Raw genomic sequence first — 20,158 nt, 5'->3', positions numbered from 1 at the left:
TGGTACGCAGGGTCGCGTCGATCACGCCCATGAACGAGCGCAGGATGCGGTCCTCGTCCAGGCTGGACACGCGGTCCATCAGCTTCAGCAGCGCGTCGCGCGCGGCCTGCATCTGCGCATCGCGGTCGCCCTTGCGCGCATCGACCACGGTCTTGAGGACCTTCAGGGTGGCGTCGTCGCCGGCGGCCAGCACATCGAAGTGGGCCTTCAGCTGGGCCTGGCCGGCGGCAATGTCATCCTTGCTCTCGTGGCCGGTGGCCGGATCGAAGCGGGCTTCGAACAGTTCCACCAGCAGGCGGGCCAGCAGCGGGTAGCGCGAGAAGGTGCCTTCCACATAGGCCTGCGAGAACGGCACGCCGGTCTGCAGCAGGTACTTGCAGTAGCCACGCAGCATGGCGACCTGGCGCCAGTGCAGGCCGGCGGCCAGCACCAGGCGGTTGAAGCCGTCGTTCTCGGCATCGCCATGCCAGACGCGGGCGAAGGTCTCGCCGAAGGCTTCGTCGACGCGGGCGGCATCGATGGCACCGGCGGTCGATTCAACCTCGAAGTCCTGCACGTATACCGGGGCGTTGTCGACCGACAGGCGGTACGGGCGCTCGGCGATCACGCGCAGGCCCATGTTTTCCATCATCGGCAGCGCATCGGACAGCGGGATGTCATCCAGCTGGCGGTACAGCTTCAGGCGCAGGCCATCGCCACTTTCGCGCGGCACGGCCTGCAGGCTCAGGCGCAGATCGTCCGGGCCGGTCAGGGCGTCGAGCTGGCTGACATCGTTGGCGGCAACGGCGGTGCTGTTGTCTTCGATGTAGCCGGCCGGCAGCGCCTTGCCGATGCGGGCGGCGATGCGCAGGCCTTCGGTCTCGCCATGGCGGGACACCAGCGCCTCACGCAGGTCGTCCTGCCAGTTGCGCAGCACCTGGGCCAGCTTCTGCTCCAGTGCGGCGGTGTCGACGTCGAGCATTTCGCCCGGCTTCGGGCGCACGATCAGGTGCACCTGGGCCAGCGGCGATTCGCCCAGCACCACCGAGCTGTCGACGTATTCACCGTGCAGCGCTTCCTTCAGCATCGCTTCGATGCGCAGGCGCACGTCGGTGTTGAAGCGTTCGCGCGGCAGGTAGACCAGCGCGGAAATGAAAAGGCTGTACTTGTCGCGGCGCAGGAACAGGCGGCTGCGCACGCGCTCCTGCAGGCCCAGCACGCCCATGGCCGTGCGCAGCAGCTCGTCCTCGCTGGACTGGAACAGCTCTTCGCGCGGCAGGGTTTCCAGGATGTGGCGCAGGGCCTTGCCGCTGTGGCTGGCCGGGGCCAGGCCGGACTGCTTCATGACGTGTTCGTGGCGCTGGCGCACCAGCGGGATTTCCCACGGGCGACGGTTGTAGGCGCTGGAAGTGAACAGGCCGAGGAAGCGCTGCTCGCCGATGATCCGGCCCTTGGCATCGAATTCCAGCACGCCGATGTAGTCCATGTAGCCGGCGCGGTGCACGCGCGAACGCGCATTGGTCTTGGTCAGGATCAGTGCGTCCTTCAGCCCGGACGTGGTGTTCAGGCCCTGCGCGGCCAGCGTCTTGACCGGGCGTGCAGCGGACTTGTCCTTGCCGCGCATCAGGCCCAGGCCGGTGTCGTTCAGCGGCGCCAGCACGTCTTCCTTGCCCTGCTTCTCCACGCGGTATTCGCGGTAGCCGAAGAAGGTGAAGTGGTTGTCGGCGGCCCAGCGCAGGAACTGCTGCGCCTCCGCACGGGAGGCATCGTCGACCGGCAGCGTGCGGCTGCCCAGGTCGTCGGCCAGGGCCAAGGCCTTGTCCTTCATCGGCTGCCAGTCACGCACGATGGCGCGCACTTCGTCCAGCGCCTTGTTGATGGCCTGCTCGATGGCGGCCATGGCTTCGACCGGCTGGCGGTCGATCTCCAGCAGCATCACCGACTCGGCATCGCCCTCGCCCACCTTGGCCAGCTTGCCGGCCTTGTCGCGGGTGAAGCGCAGCACCGGGTGGCCCAGCACGTGCACGCCCACGCCCTGTTCGGCCAGTGACATGGTCACGGTATCGACCAGGAACGGCATGTCATCATTGATGATCTGCAGCACGGTGTGCGGCGATTCCCAACCGTTGGCCTTGGCGGTGGGGTTGAACACGCGCACATTGGCCTTGCCGGCCTTGCGTGCACGCGCGAACTCCAGGGTGTCTGCCGCCAGCGCCGCCCATTCTTCCGCGGTGTGGTGCGGGAACTCGTCCGACTCCATGCGCTTGTAGAAATCGGCGGCAAATGCCACTGCCTCGGCCTGCGCGGCCGCGGGGTAACGCTTGCGCAAGGCCGTGTACACCGGCTCCAGGGAGAAACCAGCGGTCACTGCGACCTCCGACTCAGCTGGCTTGGTCTTGTTTTTCACGGTCTTGGCTGCGGTTTTTTGCGGTTTCATGGCAGAGCGGGGCGCTTGCTCAGTTGGGAAAATGAAATTGTAGCCCTGTTGCAGGAAAAGGCCTTGCTGCAGGACGGAATAATGAAATGCCGGGTTTGCTGCGGTTTAGACGCCTATTCAGTTCGCACCGGTATGGCGTCGGCAATCGGCAACGCGTTGCGACAGGATCGGCAAACCGTGTTACCGGAACACACGCGTGCCGGGTCGCTCATCGGGACAGACAGGACCATCGGCACGATTCCACAATCCTGAACTGGACGGTATAGTCCACCGCGTGAACCCGGCCTACCTCCCCTCTGCCCTGGATGCACGCGACCAACGCGTGTTCGATGCCGTGGGCGAACTGCTGGCCCAGCAGGGCATGCAGATCAGCATGGACGCGGTGGCCCAGCATGCCGGCTGCTCCAAGCAGACCCTTTATTCGCGTTACGGCAGCAAGCAGGACCTGCTGCGGCGGGTCATGCAGCGCCATGTCGGCCACGCCACCGGGGCCATGGTCCGTGCACTCCGCACTGACGACCTGCGTGCGAGCCTGATGCAGTTCGCCATTGACTTCCTGGAGCACTTCAACCAGCCGCACGTGGGACAGGCCTGCCGGGTGATTGCCGCCGATGCGGCGCAGTTCCCCGAAGAGGCGCGTACGCTGTACCGGCATGGGGCCGGCGCACTCACGCTTCACCTTGCTGAATGGATTGAAACCGTTTGCATGCGGGGCCAGCTCCGGCATGACGACCCACACTTCATGGCCGAACTGCTGCTGAGCATGATTGCCGGTCAGGATTTCGACAAACAACGCTTCCATACCCCCCACCGCGATGACGCGCAGCGGCGTCGGCGCTGGGCAGAATTCTCCGTTGACAGCTTCCTGCGCGCCTTTGCGCCACTGCCGTCGGCGGCCCCCACTACAAACCAACCCCGGAGTTCCTCCTGATGACCGCCCCACTCCGCACCCTTGCCTTGACGTGCGCCGTTGCTGTCGCGCTGGCCGCCTGCAAGAAGCCGGAACAGCAGACGCCCCCGCCGCCGGAGGTGGGCGTAATCGACGCCAGGCCGCAGACGCTGCCGCTGCAGCGTGAACTGGTCGGCCGCCTGTCGCCGTTCCGCAGCGCCGACGTGCGCGCGCGCGTGCCGGGCGTGCTGCTCAAGCGCGTCTACCAGGAAGGCAGCGAGGTCAAGCAGGGCCAGACCCTGTTCCTGATCGATCCGGCACCGCTGCGCGCCACCCTCAATGCCTCCGAAGCACAGCTGGCCTCGGCCCGCGCAACCTATGCCAATGCCAAGATTGCCGCCGACCGCGCCCGTTCGCTGGCGCCGCAGCAGTACGTGTCCAAGTCCGACCTGGACAGCGCCGAAGCCGCCGAGCGCACCGCGCTGGCCGCAGTGAAGCAGGCCGAAGCCTCGGTCACCTCCTCGCGCATCAGCCTGGGCTATGCCGAAGTGACCGCTCCGATCAGCGGCGTGGCCAACAAGCAGCAGGTCACCGAAGGTGCGCTGGTCGGCCAGGGCGACGTCACCCTGCTGACCACCGTGGACCAGCTGGACCCGCTGTATGTGAACTTCTCGCTGAGCGTGGACGAACTGAGCCAGCTGCGTGCGCAGCAGGCACGCGGTGCGCTGGCGCTGTCCGGCGATGGCAAGGCCACGGTCAACGTCAAGCTGTCCGACGGCACCGCCTACAGCGAACCGGGCACCCTGGACTTCTCGTCCACCACGGTCGACCCGACCACCGGCGCGGTCTCGCTGCGCGCGGTGCTGCCGAACCCGCAGAAGATCCTGCTGCCGGGTGCCTTCGTCAGCTTCCAGGCCAACCTGGGCGAGCGCAACAACGCCTTCCTGATCCCGCAGCAAGCCCTGCAGCGTGACAGCGCTGGCGGCTTCGTGATGGTGGTCGGCGCCGACGGCAAGGTCGTGCGCAAGAACGTGAAGACCGAAGGCGCACAGGGTGGCAACTGGATGGTCAGCGACGGCCTGGCCGCCGGTGACAAGGTCGTGGTGGCAGGCGTGCAGAAGGTCAAGGAGGGGGCGCCGGCCACGGCCAAGCCCTGGACCCCGGGCCAGGACGCCAATGGCCAGCCCGCCGCGGCTGGCGCAGCCCCGGCTGCCGCCGGTACCGACAAGGCCCCGGCCACGCCGGATGCGGCCGACAAGGCCGAACCGGCCGCCACCGAATCGAACAAGCAGTAACGGGAACCTTCCGTCATGCCTAAATTTTTCATCGAACATCCAGTCTTCGCCTGGGTGGTGGCGATCCTGATCTCGCTCAGCGGCGTGATCGCGATCCTCAACCTGGGCGTCGAGTCCTACCCCAACATCGCCCCGCCGCAGGTGACCGTCTCGGCCACCTACCCCGGTGCCAGCGCGGACACCACTGAAAAATCGGTCACCCAGGTGATCGAGCAGCAGCTGACCGGTATCGATCACCTGCTGTACTTCAGCTCGTCCTCGGCGTCCAACGGCCGTGCGCAGATCACCCTGACCTTCGAGACCGGCACCGATCCGGACATCGCCCAGGTGCAGGTGCAGAACAAGGTCTCGCTGGCCACGCCACGCCTGCCTTCGGAAGTGACCCAGCAGGGTGTGGTGGTGGCCAAGGCCAATGCCGGCTTCCTGATGGTGGTCGGCCTGCGTTCGGATACCGGCACGATCAGCCGCGACGCGCTGAACGACATCGTCGGTTCGCGCGTGCTCGACCAAGTTTCGCGTATCCCCGGCGTCGGCAGCACCCAGCAGTTCGGTTCCGAGTACGCCATGAACATCTGGCTCAACCCGGAAAAGATGCAGGGCTATGGCCTGTCGGCCAGCGAAGTGCTGGCTGCGGTGCGCGCGCAGAACGTGCAGTTCGCGGCCGGTTCGCTGGGCTCCGATCCCTCGCCGGATGGCCACTTCACTGCTACTGTCTCGGCCGAAGGCCGCTTCAGCTCGCCCGAAGAGTTCGAGAACATCATCCTGCGCGCCAATGCCAACGGCTCGCGCGTGCTGCTCAAGGACGTCGCCCGCGTGGCGTTCGGCGCCAACAACTACGGCTTCGATACCCAGTACAACGGCCAGGCGGCCGGTGCCTTCGCCATCCAGCTGCTGCCGGGCGCCAACGCCCTGAACGTGGCCGATGCCGTGCGCGCCAAGATGGACGAGCTGCAGCCGAGTTTCCCGGCCGGCGTCAGCTGGTTCTCGCCGTACGACAGCACGACCTTCGTCAAGATCTCCATCGAGGAAGTGGTCAAGACCCTGTTTGAAGCGGTCCTGCTGGTGTTCCTGGTGATGCTGATCTTCCTGCAGAACTTCCGCGCGACGATCATCCCCACCCTGGTCATCCCGGTGGCCCTGCTCGGCACCTTCCTGGGCATGTGGCTTATCGGCTTCACCATCAACCAGCTGACCCTGTTTGCGATGGTGCTGGCCATCGGCATCGTGGTCGATGACGCGATCGTGGTGATCGAGAACGTCGAACGCATCATGACCGAGGAAGGCCTGGCGCCGAAGCCGGCCACGCAGAAGGCGATGACCCAGATCACCGGCGCGGTGGTGGCCATCACCGTGGTGCTGGCGGCAGTGTTCATTCCCTCGGCCCTGCAGGGCGGTGCGGCCGGTGAGATCTACAAGCAGTTCGCGCTGACCATCGCCATCTCGATGGCGTTCTCCGCGTTCCTGGCGCTGGGCTTCACCCCGGCCCTGTGCGCGACCTTCCTCAAGCCGACGCACAACGACCACCCGAACATCGTCTACCGTACCTTCAACAAGTACTACGACAAGATCAGCGGTACCTACGTCGGCCACATCACCTCGGCGGTGAAGCACGCGCCGCGCTGGATGATCCTGGCGGTGGTGCTGACCGCGCTGTGCGGCTTCCTGTTCACCCGCATGCCGGGCAGCTTCCTGCCGGAAGAAGACCAGGGCTACGCACTGGCCATCGTGCAGCTGCCGCCGGGCTCGACCAAGGGCCAGACCAACGAGGTCTTCGCGCAGATGCGCGGCATCCTGCAGAACCAGGAAGGCTATGAAGGCCTGATGCAGATCGCCGGCTTCAGCTTCGTCGGTTCGGGCGAGAACGTGGGCATGGGCTTCATCCGCCTCAAGCCGTGGGCCGACCGCAAGGTGACCGTGCCCGAGTTCATCCAGAACATGAACGGCGCGTTCTACGGCATCAAGGAAGCGCAGATCTTCGTGGTGAACCTGCCGACCGTGCAGGGCCTGGGCCAGTTCGGCGGCTTCGACATGTGGCTGCAGGACCGCGGTGGCCAGGGCTACGAACAGCTGACCCAGGCGCGCAACATGCTGCTGGGCAAGGCTGCGCAGGAAAGCGACAAGCTGACCGGCGTGCGCCCCAACGGCCTGGAAAACGCCCCGCAGTTGTCGCTGCACGTCGACCGCGTGCAGGCGCAGTCGATGGGCATGTCGGTGTCGGACGTCTACAGCACCATCCAGCTGATGCTGGCCCCGGTGTACGTCAACGACTTCTTCTACCAGGGCCGCATCAAGCGCGTGACCATGCAGGCCGACGCGCCGTTCCGCACCGGCCAGGAATCGCTGAAGAGCTTCTACAGCCCCTCCAGCCTGACCACCAATGCCGACGGCACCAACGCCATGATCCCGCTGAACACGGTGGTCAAGTCGGAATGGGTGTCGGCGCCGCCGTCGCTGAGCCGCTACAACGGCTACTCGGCCATCAACATCGTCGGTTCGCAGGCACCGGGCAAGAGCTCGGGTGAAGCGATGACCGCGATGGAAGACATCGTCACCAACGACCTGCCGGCCGGCTACGGCTACGACTGGTCGGGCATGTCCTACCAGGAAATCCTGGCGGGCAACGCGGCGACGCTGCTGCTGGTGCTGTCGGTGGTGGTGGTGTTCCTGTGCCTTGCCGCATTGTATGAAAGCTGGTCGATCCCGGTGGCGGTGCTGCTGGTGGTGCCGCTGGGCGTGCTGGGTGCCATCGGCCTGTCGATGCTGCGCGGCCTGCCCAACGACATCTTCTTCAAGATCGGCATGATCACGGTGATCGGCCTGGCGGCAAAGAACGCGATCCTGATCGTGGAGTTCGCGGTGGAGCAGCGTGCCGCAGGCAAGACCCTGCGCGATGCGACCATCGAGGCGGCCCGCCTGCGTTTCCGCCCGATCCTGATGACCTCGTTCGCGTTCATCATGGGCGTGATCCCGATGGCCATCTCCACCGGCGCGGGCGCCAACTCCCGCCACGCCATCGGTACCGGCGTGATCGGCGGCATGCTGTTTGCCACCCTGCTGGGCCTGCTGATGATCCCGGTGTTCTTCGTGGTCGTGCGCCGCATGCTGGGCGACAAGCTGGATGAACCGTCCAAGGAGTTCATGGAACGCCAGCGCGACGCGGAAGGCGCACACCGCCCGGATCGTTGATCCGGCGATAGGTTGAAGTGAAAAGGCCCCGGAGCGATCCGGGGCCTTTTTTGTTGCAGGTGTCTGTAGAGCCGAGCCCACGCTCGGCTGCTTTTGCTTCCTGTAGAGCCGAGCCCACGCTCGGCTGCTTTTACCCGAGCCGAGCATTGGCTCGGCTCTACAGAAAGCGCACGCCACGGCGCATCCACGCATGGCGTGGATCTACTGGCCGCGAAAGCCGAGCATGGGCTCGGCTATACAGGAAGCTCCAACCCCTCAGCGCAGCAGCGCGATCACCGCACACACGGCCACGATCATCAGCGCCACCCACTGCATCGGCACGAAGAAGAAATGGTGCGGCGCCGCTTCGCCCTTCTGCCGCGGCGCGCGGTTCAGCCACAGGCCCACCAGCACGTTCACGCCAGCGCCAATACCACCACCCAGCAGCACCTGTTGCAGCGGGATGTTGCCCTTCGGACCTTCGTGAGGGAAGAAGTACGCCAGCAGCAGGATCACCGCGATCGGTGTCACCAGCGTCATGAATCCCCAACCGCGATATATCATCGTGCAGCTCCATGCAAAGAGGGGCTGCATTGTAGCGGGGCTGGTGCGCGCGATCGCTTTCTGTAGAGCCGAGCCCATGCTCGGCTGCCTGTACCGGAGCCGAGCATGGGCTCGGCTCTACAGATATCCAATGCCACGGCCCATCCACGCATGGCGTGGATCTACTGCGCTGGGGCCGAGTACGGAGGCGCCGCCATTGCAGCGACGCGTCCGCTCGAGCTCAACGCAGGCCCGTCTCGTTGCGGGCGATCACCAAACGCTGGATTTCCGAGGTGCCTTCGTAGATCTCGGTGATCTTGGCATCACGGAAGTAACGCTCCAGCGGCATTTCCTTCGAATACCCCATGCCACCGTGGATCTGCACGGCCTGGTGGGTGATCCACATCGCCGCTTCCGATGCGGTCAGCTTGGCGATGGCCGCCTCGTTGCTGAAGCGCTTGCCCTCGCCTTTCACCCACGCCGCGCGCAGGGTCAGCAGCAGGGCCGCGTCCAGCTTGCACTTCATGTCGGCGATCTTGGCCTGGGTCATCTGGAAGGTACCGATGGCGGCGCCGAAGGCCTTGCGGTCCTTCACGTATTCCAGGGTGGCCTCATAGGCGGCACGGGCGATGCCGATGGCCTGCGAAGCAATGCCGATGCGGCCGGCGTCGAGCACGCCCATGGCGATCTTGAAGCCCTCGCCTTCCTGTCCCAGCACGTCATCGGCCTGGGCGACGTAGTCGTTGAACTCGATCTCGCAGGTGGCCGAGGCACGGATGCCCAGCTTCGGCTCGGTCTTGCCGCGGCCGAAACCTGCCTTGTCGGTGTCGATCAGGAACGCGGTGATGCCACGGGCGCCCTTGTCCGGCTCGCTCATCGCAAACAGCACGATGTACTTGGCCACCGGGCCGGACGTGATCCAGCTCTTCTTGCCGTTGATGAGATAGGTGCCATCGGCCTGCTTGACCGCGCGGCAGCGCATGGCCGTGGCATCTGAACCGGACTGCGGCTCGGTCAGCGCAAACGCACCGATGGCCTCGCCTTCGGCGATGGCGCGCACGTACTTCTGCTTCTGCGCTTCGCTGCCATGGGTCAGGATGCCGTTGCAGAACAGCGAATTGTTGACCGACATGATGGTCGAGTGTGCGGCATCACCGGCGGCAACCTCCACCATCGCCAACACGTATGCGATCGGGTCCATGCCCGCGCCACCGTACTCGGTCGGCACTTCGATGCCCATCAGGCCGTTCTCGCCCAGCAGGCGGATGTTCTCGAGCGGGAATTCGCCGGTGCGGTCATGGTGCTCCGCGCTCGGGGCGATCTTTTCCTGCGCGATCCGCCGCGCCACGTCCTGCAGCATCAACTGCTCTTCAGTAAAGCTGAAATCCACAACACCCTCCCAGGGACATGATGATATGGGCCGCGCACAGCGCGTCCAGGTGCCTCGATTGTAACGGGGGCCAGGCATCGGCGTCTGACTCGCGCGGCTGCGCGACTTGACCGGGACAGGGACTGTCGGCGAATATATCTCTATATCGCGATAGGTAGATATTTATGGATCTGGAAGACTGGTCGACGCGCCTGAAGGTGTTCGCCGACGCGACCCGGGTGCGCCTGCTGGCGCTGTTGGAGCAGGAAGAGCTGACCGTGGCCGAGCTGTCGGCGATCACCCGGCTGGCGCAGCCGCGGGTGTCGACCCACCTGGCGCGCCTGAAGGAAGCCGGGCTGGTGCGCGACCGCCGTGCCGGTGTGTCGGCCTATTACCGCTTCGACGATGCCCAGCTGGACCCGGCGCAGCGCGCATTGTGGCATGCCCTGAGCAATGGAAGCGATGACCCGCTGCTGCGCCAGGATGCTGAACGCGTCGCCGCCGTAAAGGCCAGCCGCGCTGCCGATCAGAACTGGGCCGACAGCGTGGCCGGCGACATGGAGCGCCACTACTCGCCGGGCCGTACCTGGGAAGCCCTGGCGCGCACCGCCCTGCCGCTGCTGGAAACCGGCGACGTGCTGGACATCGCCTCCGGTGACGGCGTGCTGGCCGAACTGGTGGCGCCGCACGCCAGCCGCTACGTCTGCATCGACACCAGCGCGCGCGTGGTGGCCGCCGCCAGTGAACGCCTGCGCCGGCTGCCCAACGTGGAGGTCCGCGAGGGCGACATGCACGCCCTGCCCTTCAAGGACCGCACCTTCGACCTGGTGGTGCTGATGCACGCGCTGACCTACGCCAGCAAGCCGGCGCAGGCGGTGGCCGAGGCCGCGCGCGTGCTGCGCCCCGGCGGCCGCCTGCTGCTGTGCAGCCTGGCCCGGCACGAGCACAAATCCGCCGTGGAAGCTTACGGTCACGTCAACCTCGGCTTCAGCGACAAGGAGCTGCGCAGGTTCGTCGACAAGGCCGGCCTGCAGGTGTCCAGCCTGGAAACCGTAACCCGTGAAAAGCGCCCGCCGCATTTTGAAGTCATCTCGCTGATCGCCAACAAGCCCTGAGGTCGCCGTGTCCGCCCTGCCCTGGCTGCATCCCGAACGTGCTCATGCCCTGCTCGCCGCACTGCGCGAGCGCATCCTGATCATCGACGGTGCGATGGGCACGATGATCCAGCGCCACGGCCTGCAGGAAGCCGATTACCGCGGCGAGCGCTTCGCCGGTGGCTACGACCACGCGCACGGCCCGGGGTGTGACCACGCGGCGCCGGAAGGCCATGACCTGAAGGGCAATAACGATCTGTTGCTGCTGACCCGGCCGCAGATCATCGCCGACATCCACATTGCCTACCTGGATGCCGGTGCGGACCTGGTGGAAACCAACACCTTCAACGCCACCTCGGTCAGCCAGGCCGACTATCACCTCGAACATCTGGTGTACGAGTTGAACAAGGCCGGTGCTGCGGTTGCACGGACCTGCTGCGATGCGGTGGCAGCGACCACGCCGGGCAAGCCGCGCTTCGTGATCGGGGTGATCGGCCCGACCAGCCGCACCGCGTCCATCAGCCCGGACGTGAATGATCCCGGCTTCCGCAACACCAGCTTCGATGAACTGCGCGATACCTACCGCGAAGCCATCGAGGGCCTCATCGACGGCGGCGCCGACACGCTGATGGTCGAAACAATCTTCGACACACTCAATGCCAAGGCCGCACTGTATGCGCTGGAAGAAGCCTTCGATGCGCGTGGCGCGCGCCTGCCGGTGATGATCTCCGGCACCATCACCGATGCGTCAGGCCGCACGCTGTCGGGGCAGACCGCCGATGCCTTCCACGCCTCGCTTGCCCATGCGCGGCCGCTGTCGATCGGCCTGAACTGCGCGCTGGGCGCCGATGCCATGCGCCCACACGTGGAGACCCTTTCGCAGGTGGCCGACTGCCATGTCAGCGCGCACCCCAATGCGGGCCTGCCCAATGCCTTCGGCGAATACGATGAAACACCCGAGGAAATGGCGGCCACTCTGCGCGGTTTTGCCGAGGATGGCCTGCTGAATCTGGTCGGCGGCTGCTGCGGCTCCACCCCGGACCATATCCGCGCCATCGCGCAGGCCGTCGCTGGCCTGCCCCCGCGCGCCCTGCCCGGCGCACAGGAGCAGCAGGCCGCATGAGCACCACGCCACATACCCGCCTGTCCGGCCTGGAACCGCTGGTCATCACCCCGGACCTGCTGTTCGTCAACGTCGGCGAGCGCACCAACGTCACCGGCAGCGCGCAGTTCCGCAAGCTCATCAAGGAAGGCCGCTACGAGGAGGCCGTGGACGTGGCCCGCCAGCAGGTGGCCAGCGGCGCGCAGATCCTCGACGTCAACATGGACGAGGGCCTGATCGATTCGGAAGCGGCGATGACCCGCTACCTCAACCTGATCATGTCCGAGCCGGACATCGCACGCATCCCGGTGATGGTCGATTCCTCCAAGTGGAGCGTGATCGAGGCCGGCCTGAAATGCCTGCAGGGCAAGAGCGTGGTCAACTCGATCTCGCTGAAGGAAGGCGAGGCGCTGTTCCGCGAACACGCGCGCAAGGTATTGCGCTATGGCGCAGCGGCCGTGGTGATGGCCTTCGACGAAGCCGGCCAGGCCGACACCTGCGCGCGCAAGGTCGAGATCTGTACGCGCGCCTACCGCATCCTGGTCGATGAAATCAGCTTCCCGCCGCAGGACATCATCTTCGATCCCAACATCTTCGCCGTCGCCACCGGCATCGAGGAACACGACAACTACGCGGTCGACTTCATCGAAGCGACCCGGATCATCAAGCAGACCCTGCCGCACTGCCACGTGTCCGGCGGCGTGTCCAACGTCTCGTTTTCCTTCCGTGGCAATGAAACGGTACGCCAGGCCATCCACTCGGTGTTCCTGTACCACGCCATCGCTGCCGGCATGGACATGGGCATCGTCAACGCCGGCGCGATGCCGATCTACGACGAGCTGGACCCGGAGCTGCGCGAACGCGTGGAGGACGTGATCCTCAACCGCCGCAGTGACGCCACCGAGCGCCTGCTGGAGATCGCCGAGCGCTACAAGGGCAAAAAGGGCGCAGCGAAGACCGAGGACCTGGCCTGGCGCGAAAAGCCGGTGGCGCAGCGTCTGGCGCACGCCCTGGTGCACGGCCTGGATGCCTTCGTTGAAGAAGATACCGAGCTGGCCCGGCAGGCCTCCAGCCGCCCGCTGGACGTGATCGAAGGCCCGTTGATGGATGGCATGAACGTGGTCGGCGACCTGTTCGGTGCCGGCAAGATGTTCCTCCCGCAGGTGGTGAAATCCGCGCGCGTGATGAAGAAGGCCGTGGCCTACCTGCTGCCGTACATCGAGGCCGAGAAGGCGCGCAGCGGCGACACCGCCAAGAGCAACGGCAAGATCATCATGGCCACGGTGAAGGGCGATGTGCACGACATCGGCAAGAACATCGTCGGCGTGGTGCTGGCCTGCAACAACTTCGAGGTGGTCGACCTCGGCGTGATGGTGCCGGCGCAGAAGATCCTCGATGCAGCCCGCGAGCACAACGCCGACCTGATCGGCCTGTCCGGGCTGATCACGCCGTCACTGGAAGAAATGAGCCACGTCGCGCGTGAAATGGAACGCCAGGGTTTCGACCTGCCCCTGCTGATCGGCGGTGCGACCACCTCGCGCGCGCATACCGCGCTGAAGATCGACCCGCACTACAAGGCGCCGACGGTGTGGGTGAAGGATGCCTCGCGCGCCGTCGGCGTAGCCCAGTCGCTGATCTCGCGCGATCTGCGCGAGGCGTTCGTCGCCGCCAACGAAGCCGACTACGCCGAGATCCGCGTCCGCCACCGCAACCGCGGCGATGCCAAGCGCCTGGTGTCGCTGGAGCACGCACGCGGGCAGAAGTTCCAGGGCGACTGGGCCGACTACGCACCGCCGGCACCGAAGCAGCCGGGCCTGCATGTATTCGATGACTACCCGCTGGCCGAACTGGTCGATTACATCGACTGGACGCCGTTCTTCCAGGCCTGGGAACTGGCGGGCAAGTACCCGGCCATCCTCACCGACGAGATTGTCGGCAGCCAGGCCAGCGAGCTGTACCGCGATGCACGCGCGATGCTGGCGCGCATCGTCGAAGAGAAGTGGCTGCAGGCCAAGGCCGTGTTCGGCCTGTGGCCGGCCAACAGCGTCGGCGATGACGTGCGCGTGCAGCACCCGCAGGGCGAGACCACCCTGCACTTCCTGCGCCAGCAGGTGGACAAGCCGGCCGAGCGCCCGGACTTCTGCCTGGCCGACTTCATCGCCCCGGCCGACAGCGGACAGCAGGACTGGATCGGCGCGTTCGCGGTCACCGCCGGCATCGGCATCGACGCCCATGTCGCGCGGTTCGAAGCCGAGCATGACGATTACAACGCGATCCTGCTGAAGGCCCTTGCCGATCGCTTCGCCGAAGCACTGGCCGAGCGCCTGCACCAGCGCGTGCGTACGGAATTCTGGGGCTACGACCACGCCGAGACGCTGGACAACGAGGCGCTGATCGACGAGCAGTACCGCGGCATCCGCCCGGCGCCAGGTTACCCGGCCTGCCCCGAGCACAGCGAGAAGCGCCGTCTGTTCGACCTGCTGCAGGCCGAGGCCAACGCTGGCATGTCGCTGACCGAAAGCTTCGCCATGCTGCCCACCGCAGCGGTATCGGGCTATTACTTCAGCCATCCGCAGAGCCAGTACTTCGTGGTCGGCCGTCTCAGCCGCGAGCAGGTCAGCGACTACGCCCGGCGCAAGGGCGTCGACCGCGCGCAGGCCGAGCGCTGGCTGGCCTCCAACCTCGACTACGATCCCGAATAAAAAGGGGACGGAGGGGATTAAGTCGTTTGTGCACAAACGACTTAATCCCCTCCGTCCCCTTTTTTCAGTGCATGATTGCCGCGGTGACCGTTCCTGCTGCCCGCCTGTCCAGCTTCTATTTGTTCTATTACGCGGCGCTGGGCGCATTCACACCGTACTGGAGCCTGTTCCTCACTGCGCGCGGCATGAGCGTGGCCGCCATCAGCGTGATGATGGGGCTGTGGTATGCCACCCGCGTGGTCGCGCCCAGCACCTGGACATCACTGGCGGCGGCCTCGCCCTGCCCGATCCGACTGCTGCGTGCGGGCTGCGTGCTGACGCTGCTCAGTTTCGCCGCCTTCCTGCTGCCGTTGCCGCAGCCGTGGATGTACCCGGCGATGGTGGTGTTCTGCTTCTTCTACAACGCGGTGATGCCGCAGTTCGAGTCGATCACCCTTACCCACCTCGGCAATGACAGCCATCGCTACGGGCTGATCCGGGTCTGGGGCTCGCTGGGCTTCATCGCCATCGTCACCCTGTTCGGCTGGCTCATCGAAGGCGATGGCACTGGCAGCCGCGCCGGGCTGCTGCCGTGGATGATGCTGCCCCTGTTCGCCCTGCTGGTGGTCTCCGCCTTCAGCAACCAGTACGCGCGCGGCATCGGCAAGACCGCGGGCGATGCCAGTGGCTTCTGGCAGATCGTGCGCCGCCCGCCGGTGCTGGCGTTCTTCCTGGCCGCGTTCATGGAACAGCTGTCGTTCGGACCGTATTACACGTTCTTTTCGGTCTACATGGACCACCACGGCTACCGCACCTCCACCCTCGGCCTGCTGTGGACCATCGGCGTCGTGTTCGAGGTGGGCGTGTTCTTCACCATCGGCCGTTTCTTCCGCCGCCATGACGCCAGCTGGATGCTGCTGATCGCCCTGGTCAGTTCCTGCCTGCGCTGGGCGGTGACGGCGCTGTTCCCGGAAAACCTGCCGGTGATGCTGCTGGCACAGACAGCGCACGCGCTGGGGTTTGCGGCCTTCTTCGCGGCCGCCATGCAGATGCTGGCCACCTACTTCCCGGGGCGGCTCAACGGCCACGGCCAGGGGCTGCTGTATGGCTTCTCGTCCGGTGTCGGCGGCGTGCTCGGTGCGCTCATCGCGGGCCAGCTGTGGACCATCGACCATGGCCGTACGGCATTCCTGGCCGGCAGTGGCTTTGCCCTGGTCGGCGCGCTGCTGTGCTTCTTCGCACTGAGCCTGCCGCTGATCCGCGCACGGCGCAGCGCGGCGCGCACGCCCTAACGAAAACGCCGGGCAGTGCCCGGCATCTTCGTCATCCCGCAGAAGCGCTTACCAGACCAGGTCGTCCGGCACCTGGTACTGCGGATCGGCGTACGGATCTTCCTCGGCCGGCGCATTCGGATCGACTTTCAGTGCCACCGAAGCAGCAAACACGGCCTCGGCCTGCGCCAGCAGCTCGGCCGTCACCAGCAGGTAACGGCCGTTGAGCTGGACCACACCCAGCTCACCCGCATTGAGAGCGGTCAACTGCGTGGCGGTCACGTAGATGCGCTTGATCTTGCCGCCATACGGGAAGTGGCGCGCAATATCGGCCGCTTCATCATTGAGGCCCTTGTCCTTGAGCAGTTCTTCAAGCTTGGCCTTGGCCTCGCGGCGCTGGCGCGCTTCTTCCTGCTTCAGGCGCTCGGTCTCGATGCGCTCTTCCTTTTCCTTCTGCGCGCGGATGGCGTAGGCCTTGGCCAAGTCCATCTCTTCGGCGCTGCGCGGCTTGCGCGGGCCCTGCTGGCCGGGGCCACGCGACGGGCCGGGCTTGCCGGCACCCGCATGGCCATGGCCACCACGGCGCTCGCCGGGCTTGTGGTCGCCCTTGCCTGCGCCCTGCGGCTTTGCGTTGCCAGTGCCACCCTTGCCCTGCGGGCGGCCATCACGGCGGGGGCCATCATTCTTGCGCTCGGGCTTGGGCGCCGGCTTGAAGCCCAGGCCCATCAGCTGGTCGCGGAGGGTATCGCTCATAAGGTTCGGATCAGTAGTGCGGCGGCGGCGGTTCGCTCGCCGGATCGGAAGAATTCAATGCGTTGCGGACCTTGCCCAGATCCTCCAGCAGCACGCGCAGCACATCGGCATTGCGCGTGCCCTGCATGCGGGCATCGGCCAGCGCATCGCTCAGTTCGGCCAGCGCGTGTTCCTGGAAGGACACGCGCATCTCCAGTTCGACCAGGCGCGCTTCCAGCGCCTGCTCGCGTTCACTCGGCAACTCAGACATGCAACGAACGCCCCCGGCCAATGCCGTAATACGCCAGACCGGCAGCCTCGACCTCGGACGGGTCGTACAGGTTGCGGCCATCAAACACCACCGCATCCTTCAGCTGCGTGCGCAGCGCATGGAAATCGGGGCTGCGGAACTGCTTCCACTCGGTCACCACCACCACCGCGTCGGCCCCCTGCAGGGCTTCTTCGGCACTGCCGCAGAACACCAGGTCATCACGCTGGCCGAAGATGCGCTGCGCTTCGTGCGTAGCTTCCGGATCGTAGGCACGCACTGCCGCACCGGCCTCCCACAACTGGGCCAGCAGCCGTCGGCTGGACGCTTCACGCATGTCGTCGGTGTTCGGTTTGAAGGCCAGGCCCCACACGGCAAAGGTGCGGCCACGCACGTCGGCCGTACCGTAATGGCGCTGGATGAGCTCGAACAGATGGCCCTTCTGCGCATCGTTGACCGCTTCCACCGCATCCAGCAGCTTCGGCTGCAGGCCGTACTGCTGCGCGGTGCGGGCCAGCGCCTGCACATCCTTGGGGAAGCACGAGCCGCCATAACCGGCGCCCGGGTAGATGAAGTGCCAGCCGATGCGCGGGTCCGAGCCGATGCCCTGGCGGACCTGCTCGACGTCGGCACCGACGCGTTCGGCGATGTTGGCGATTTCATTCATGAATGAAATCTTGGTGGCCAGCATTGCATTGGCCGCGTACTTGGTCAGCTCGGCCGAACGCACGTCCATTTCCACCACGCGGTCGTGGTTGCGGTTGAACGGAGCATACAGGCGGCGCATCACTGCCACCGATTCGGCGCTGGAGGCGCCGATGATGATGCGGTCCGGCCGCATGCAGTCGGCGACCGCATCGCCTTCCTTCAGGAACTCGGGGTTGGAAACGACATCAAAGGCGATGTCGGCGCCACGTGCGGCCAGCGCCTCGGCAATCGCCGCGCGGACCTTGTCGGCGGTGCCCACCGGCACCGTCGACTTGTTGACCACCACCGTCGGCACGCTGATGTGGCGGCCGATGGTGCGGGCCACGGCCAGCACATACTGCAGGTCGGCGCTGCCATCCTCGTCCGGCGGCGTGCCGACGGCGATGAACACCACCTGGCCATGGCCGATGGCGGCTGCGGCATCGGTGGTGAACGCCAGCCGCGACGCGGCATGGTTGGCCTTCACCATCGGCTCCAGGCCCGGCTCGTAGATCGGGATGATGCCCTGGTTGAGGCCATCGACCTTGGCCTGGTCGATATCCACACAGATCACCTGGTGGCCGGCATCGGCCAGGCAGGTCCCTGTCACCAGACCGACGTAGCCGGTACCGAAAATCGCAACGCGCATGTCCGTGCAGGCTCCTGGCGACTTACGGCAGGACGCCCAGCAGCTCGACGTCGAAGGTCAGCGTGGCGTTCGGGCCGATCGGACCACCCGGGGTGCCGTTTTCGCCATAGGCCAGCTCGCCCGGGATCCAGAAGCGGTACTTGGAGCCGACCGGCATCAGGGCGACGCCCTCGGTCCAGCCCTTGATGACCTGGTCAAGGCCGAATTCGGCCGGGCCGCGGCCAGCGGAGCTGTCGAACACGGTGCCGTCCAGCAGCTTGCCTTCGTAGTTCACGCGCACCTTGCTGCTCGGCAGCGGACGCTCGCCGCTGCCCGGGCGGATCACCTGGTACTGCAGGCCCGAGGCGGTGGTCACCACGCCCGGCTGGGTCTTGTTTTTGGCCAGGAATGCATTGCCTTCCTGGCGGTTGGTCTGCGCGGCCTGGGCGGCCTTGGCCTGCATTTCAGCCTGCTTGGTGCCCATGAACGACTGGATGGTGGCCTGCGCGTCCGCCTCGGTCATCTTCGGCTGGCCCTTGCCCAGACCGGTGCTGATGGCTTCGAACAGCGAGGCGGTATCGATATCGTCCTTCAGCTGCGCCAGCGACGGGCCGACCGAGTACGAACCGATCATCTGCGCGACCTTGACGCGATCGACCTTGGCCGGCTGCGAGCCCGGGGCCATGCCCGGAACCTGCTGGCCGTTGCGGGCCATCACGACCTGGCGCAGGGCCGCATCGGTGGCCTTGGCCTGGTCCTGGGTGATCTGCGGCTGCAGGCCTTCGAACGAACGCTCGACGGCGGTGCGCAGGGCGGCCACGTCGATTTCATCGGCGATCGGCGCAAACGACTTGGCCACATCCAGACCGATGGCGTAGCCGAGCTTCTGCTTGGGGGAATTCAAGGTTGCGGTCTCCTTGGCGGCCGCCGGTGCGGCCGGTTGTTGCGACAGGGCGACACCGGAGGTGCCCATCGCCAGAATCAGAACCGACGCCGCTGCGCCGCGCATTCCCATCTTCATTCGCTGCATTCCTGGAAGTGTCTGGGCGCCGACGTCGGCGCGAAAGCAAACATTGTCGCACGCACGCCGGAGATGTCGAGGCGTGCGTGCCGTCATTCAATGGACCGCCGGTGCGGCCAGGGCTTTGTCGATGGCCGCTTTCAGCTGCGGATCATCCGGGGTGACCTTGCTGGCGAACTGGGCGATGACCCTGCCATCGCGGCCCACCAGATACTTGTGGAAGTTCCAGCCCGGGGCGACGCCGGTGGCGGCGGTCAGGCGCTGGTACAGCGGCGTGGCCTGCGCACCGATGACATGCACCTTCTCGAACATCGGGAACTTGACGCCATAGGTCAGCGTGCAGAAATCCTGGATCTGCTTCTCGTCGCCGGGCTCCTGGCCCTTGAAATCATTCGACGGGAAGCCCAGCACGGCAAAACCCTTGCCGGCGTACTGCCTGTGCAGCGCTTCCAGCCCTTCGTACTGCGGGGTGTAGCCGCACTTGCTGGCGGTATTGACCACCAACAGCACCTGGCCGTGGTAGCGCTTTTCCAGGTTGACCTGCTGCTTGCCGGCCAGCGGGCGATAGTTCACGTCAAGCAGATCGGCGGCGAAGGCACCGGCCGGACCGGCCAGGCCGAAGGCCAGCACGGTCAGCAGGGACAGGCGGCGGAAGCGGCGCGGGAAGGCAGTCGACAGAGGCATGAGGGGCGGTCCGCAGGGGCTGTTTTCAACGGTCCGGCCAGCGCTGGCCGGGAATCGTCCGAACTATAGCACCGGGGCCCGCAGCGCCTGCGGGCACCGCCTGTGCGGGACGTTGCGTGACGTGTCGGTTGCACAGATGGCGGTACAGCTGCGCACTCTTGGCGACATGGCATCGATGTTGCTGAATGAAAGCGGGTGCGGAACCACAGGCTGAGCAACGCCAATTTCCCCATCAGATCAATAACTTGAGGTGATGGCCCGGAACTGTGACCAGGCCTGCCATCCGTCGGGTTGCAGCAGGGCTTGCACGACA

14 protein-coding genes and 1 pseudogene are annotated in these 20,158 nt (G+C 65.9%); 7 read left to right on the top strand and 8 right to left on the bottom strand.

Annotated features, from left to right (window positions below; translation table 11 throughout):
- Positions 1-2,416, bottom strand: a pseudogene (locus tag ACQKDV_RS06290) (NAD-glutamate dehydrogenase); the annotation flags it as partial.
- A gap of 274 nt (positions 2,417-2,690) precedes the next feature.
- Here ACQKDV_RS06290 and ACQKDV_RS06285 point away from each other — a divergent pair.
- Genes ACQKDV_RS06285 through ACQKDV_RS06275 form a run of 3 tightly spaced genes read left to right on the top strand, consistent with a single transcriptional unit; the run spans position 2,691 to position 7,786 of the window.
- The gene (locus ACQKDV_RS06285; RefSeq protein WP_427782908.1) at positions 2,691-3,347 is read left to right on the top strand and encodes a TetR/AcrR family transcriptional regulator; all 657 of its coding nucleotides are present in this window, start codon (positions 2,691-2,693) and stop codon (positions 3,345-3,347) included.
- Positions 3,347-4,600 (top strand): efflux RND transporter periplasmic adaptor subunit, encoded by a 1,254-nt coding sequence (locus tag ACQKDV_RS06280; RefSeq protein ID WP_427782907.1) that lies wholly within the window; start codon positions 3,347-3,349, stop codon positions 4,598-4,600. Before ACQKDV_RS06285 ends, ACQKDV_RS06280 begins: the two co-directional genes overlap by 1 nt.
- A gap of 15 nt (positions 4,601-4,615) precedes the next feature.
- Positions 4,616-7,786, top strand: a complete 3,171-nt coding sequence (locus ACQKDV_RS06275; RefSeq protein ID WP_427782906.1) for a multidrug efflux RND transporter permease subunit — start codon at positions 4,616-4,618, stop codon at positions 7,784-7,786.
- 255 nt (positions 7,787-8,041) lie between these two features.
- On the opposite strand, the gene ACQKDV_RS06270 is transcribed toward ACQKDV_RS06275, so the two are convergent.
- Positions 8,042-8,305 carry a hypothetical protein gene (locus tag ACQKDV_RS06270; protein ID WP_427782905.1) on the bottom strand — a complete coding sequence of 88 codons (264 nt, stop codon included), beginning with the start codon at positions 8,303-8,305 and terminating at the stop codon, positions 8,042-8,044.
- 244 nt (positions 8,306-8,549) lie between these two features.
- Positions 8,550-9,698: an acyl-CoA dehydrogenase family protein gene (locus ACQKDV_RS06265; RefSeq protein WP_427782904.1), complete on the bottom strand. Its 1,149-nt coding sequence runs from the start codon at positions 9,696-9,698 to the stop codon at positions 8,550-8,552.
- 164 nt (positions 9,699-9,862) lie between these two features.
- Here ACQKDV_RS06265 and ACQKDV_RS06260 point away from each other — a divergent pair, with 164 nt between their 5' ends.
- From ACQKDV_RS06260 to ACQKDV_RS06245, 4 genes are all read left to right on the top strand, one after another.
- Complete coding sequence (locus tag ACQKDV_RS06260) at positions 9,863-10,792, top strand: metalloregulator ArsR/SmtB family transcription factor (protein WP_324805296.1); 930 nt, start codon at positions 9,863-9,865, stop codon at positions 10,790-10,792.
- 7 nt (positions 10,793-10,799) lie between these two features.
- On the top strand, positions 10,800-11,894 hold the full coding sequence (locus tag ACQKDV_RS06255) for a homocysteine S-methyltransferase family protein (protein ID WP_427782903.1): 1,095 nt from the start codon (positions 10,800-10,802) through the stop codon (positions 11,892-11,894).
- Complete coding sequence (gene metH, locus ACQKDV_RS06250; protein WP_427782902.1) at positions 11,891-14,575, top strand: methionine synthase; 2,685 nt, start codon at positions 11,891-11,893, stop codon at positions 14,573-14,575. Before ACQKDV_RS06255 ends, metH begins: the two co-directional genes overlap by 4 nt.
- A gap of 83 nt (positions 14,576-14,658) precedes the next feature.
- Entirely contained in the window at positions 14,659-15,846 is a 1,188-nt protein-coding gene (locus ACQKDV_RS06245; protein ID WP_427782900.1) for an MFS transporter, read from the top strand.
- A 48-nt stretch (positions 15,847-15,894) separates the two neighbouring features.
- Here ACQKDV_RS06245 and ACQKDV_RS06240 read toward each other — a convergent pair whose 3' ends face one another.
- The 5 genes from ACQKDV_RS06240 to ACQKDV_RS06220 all read right to left on the bottom strand — a co-directional run bounded on the left by ACQKDV_RS06240 (position 15,895) and on the right by ACQKDV_RS06220 (position 19,845).
- On the bottom strand, positions 15,895-16,578 hold the full coding sequence (locus ACQKDV_RS06240) for a DUF2058 domain-containing protein (RefSeq protein WP_427782899.1): 684 nt from the start codon (positions 16,576-16,578) through the stop codon (positions 15,895-15,897).
- A gap of 10 nt (positions 16,579-16,588) precedes the next feature.
- Entirely contained in the window at positions 16,589-16,828 is a 240-nt protein-coding gene (locus ACQKDV_RS06235; protein WP_108765575.1) for a SlyX family protein, read from the bottom strand.
- Positions 16,821-18,161 carry a UDP-glucose dehydrogenase family protein gene (locus ACQKDV_RS06230; RefSeq protein WP_427782898.1) on the bottom strand — a complete coding sequence of 447 codons (1,341 nt, stop codon included), beginning with the start codon at positions 18,159-18,161 and terminating at the stop codon, positions 16,821-16,823. The genes ACQKDV_RS06235 and ACQKDV_RS06230 overlap by 8 nt, the downstream gene beginning before the upstream one ends.
- A gap of 22 nt (positions 18,162-18,183) precedes the next feature.
- Complete coding sequence (locus ACQKDV_RS06225; protein ID WP_427782897.1) at positions 18,184-19,161, bottom strand: FKBP-type peptidyl-prolyl cis-trans isomerase N-terminal domain-containing protein; 978 nt, start codon at positions 19,159-19,161, stop codon at positions 18,184-18,186.
- 96 nt (positions 19,162-19,257) lie between these two features.
- Positions 19,258-19,845 (bottom strand): glutathione peroxidase, encoded by a 588-nt coding sequence (locus ACQKDV_RS06220; RefSeq protein ID WP_427782896.1) that lies wholly within the window; start codon positions 19,843-19,845, stop codon positions 19,258-19,260.
- Positions 19,846-20,158: the final 313 nt, after the last annotated feature.

The organism is Stenotrophomonas sp. NPDC077659 (genome assembly GCF_050268705.1).
Taxonomy (GTDB): domain Bacteria; phylum Pseudomonadota; class Gammaproteobacteria; order Xanthomonadales; family Xanthomonadaceae; genus Stenotrophomonas.
The sequence above is the reverse complement of the archived record's forward strand: the minus strand, read 5'-3'. Positions and strand labels throughout refer to the sequence as shown.

Coding starts and splice junctions, on each gene's coding strand:
- ACQKDV_RS06240 (WP_427782899.1), bottom strand. CDS start 16,578: ATGAGCGATACCCTCCGCGACCAGCTGATGGGCCTGGGCTTCAAGCCG.
- ACQKDV_RS06235 (WP_108765575.1), bottom strand. CDS start 16,828: ATGTCTGAGTTGCCGAGTGAACGCGAGCAGGCGCTGGAAGCGCGCCTG.
- ACQKDV_RS06270 (WP_427782905.1), bottom strand. CDS start 8,305: ATGACGCTGGTGACACCGATCGCGGTGATCCTGCTGCTGGCGTACTTC.
- metH (WP_427782902.1), top strand. CDS start 11,891: ATGAGCACCACGCCACATACCCGCCTGTCCGGCCTGGAACCGCTGGTC.
- ACQKDV_RS06275 (WP_427782906.1), top strand. CDS start 4,616: ATGCCTAAATTTTTCATCGAACATCCAGTCTTCGCCTGGGTGGTGGCG.
- ACQKDV_RS06220 (WP_427782896.1), bottom strand. CDS start 19,845: ATGCCTCTGTCGACTGCCTTCCCGCGCCGCTTCCGCCGCCTGTCCCTG.
- ACQKDV_RS06260 (WP_324805296.1), top strand. CDS start 9,863: ATGGATCTGGAAGACTGGTCGACGCGCCTGAAGGTGTTCGCCGACGCG.
- ACQKDV_RS06225 (WP_427782897.1), bottom strand. CDS start 19,161: ATGAAGATGGGAATGCGCGGCGCAGCGGCGTCGGTTCTGATTCTGGCG.
- ACQKDV_RS06280 (WP_427782907.1), top strand. CDS start 3,347: ATGACCGCCCCACTCCGCACCCTTGCCTTGACGTGCGCCGTTGCTGTC.
- ACQKDV_RS06230 (WP_427782898.1), bottom strand. CDS start 18,161: ATGCGCGTTGCGATTTTCGGTACCGGCTACGTCGGTCTGGTGACAGGG.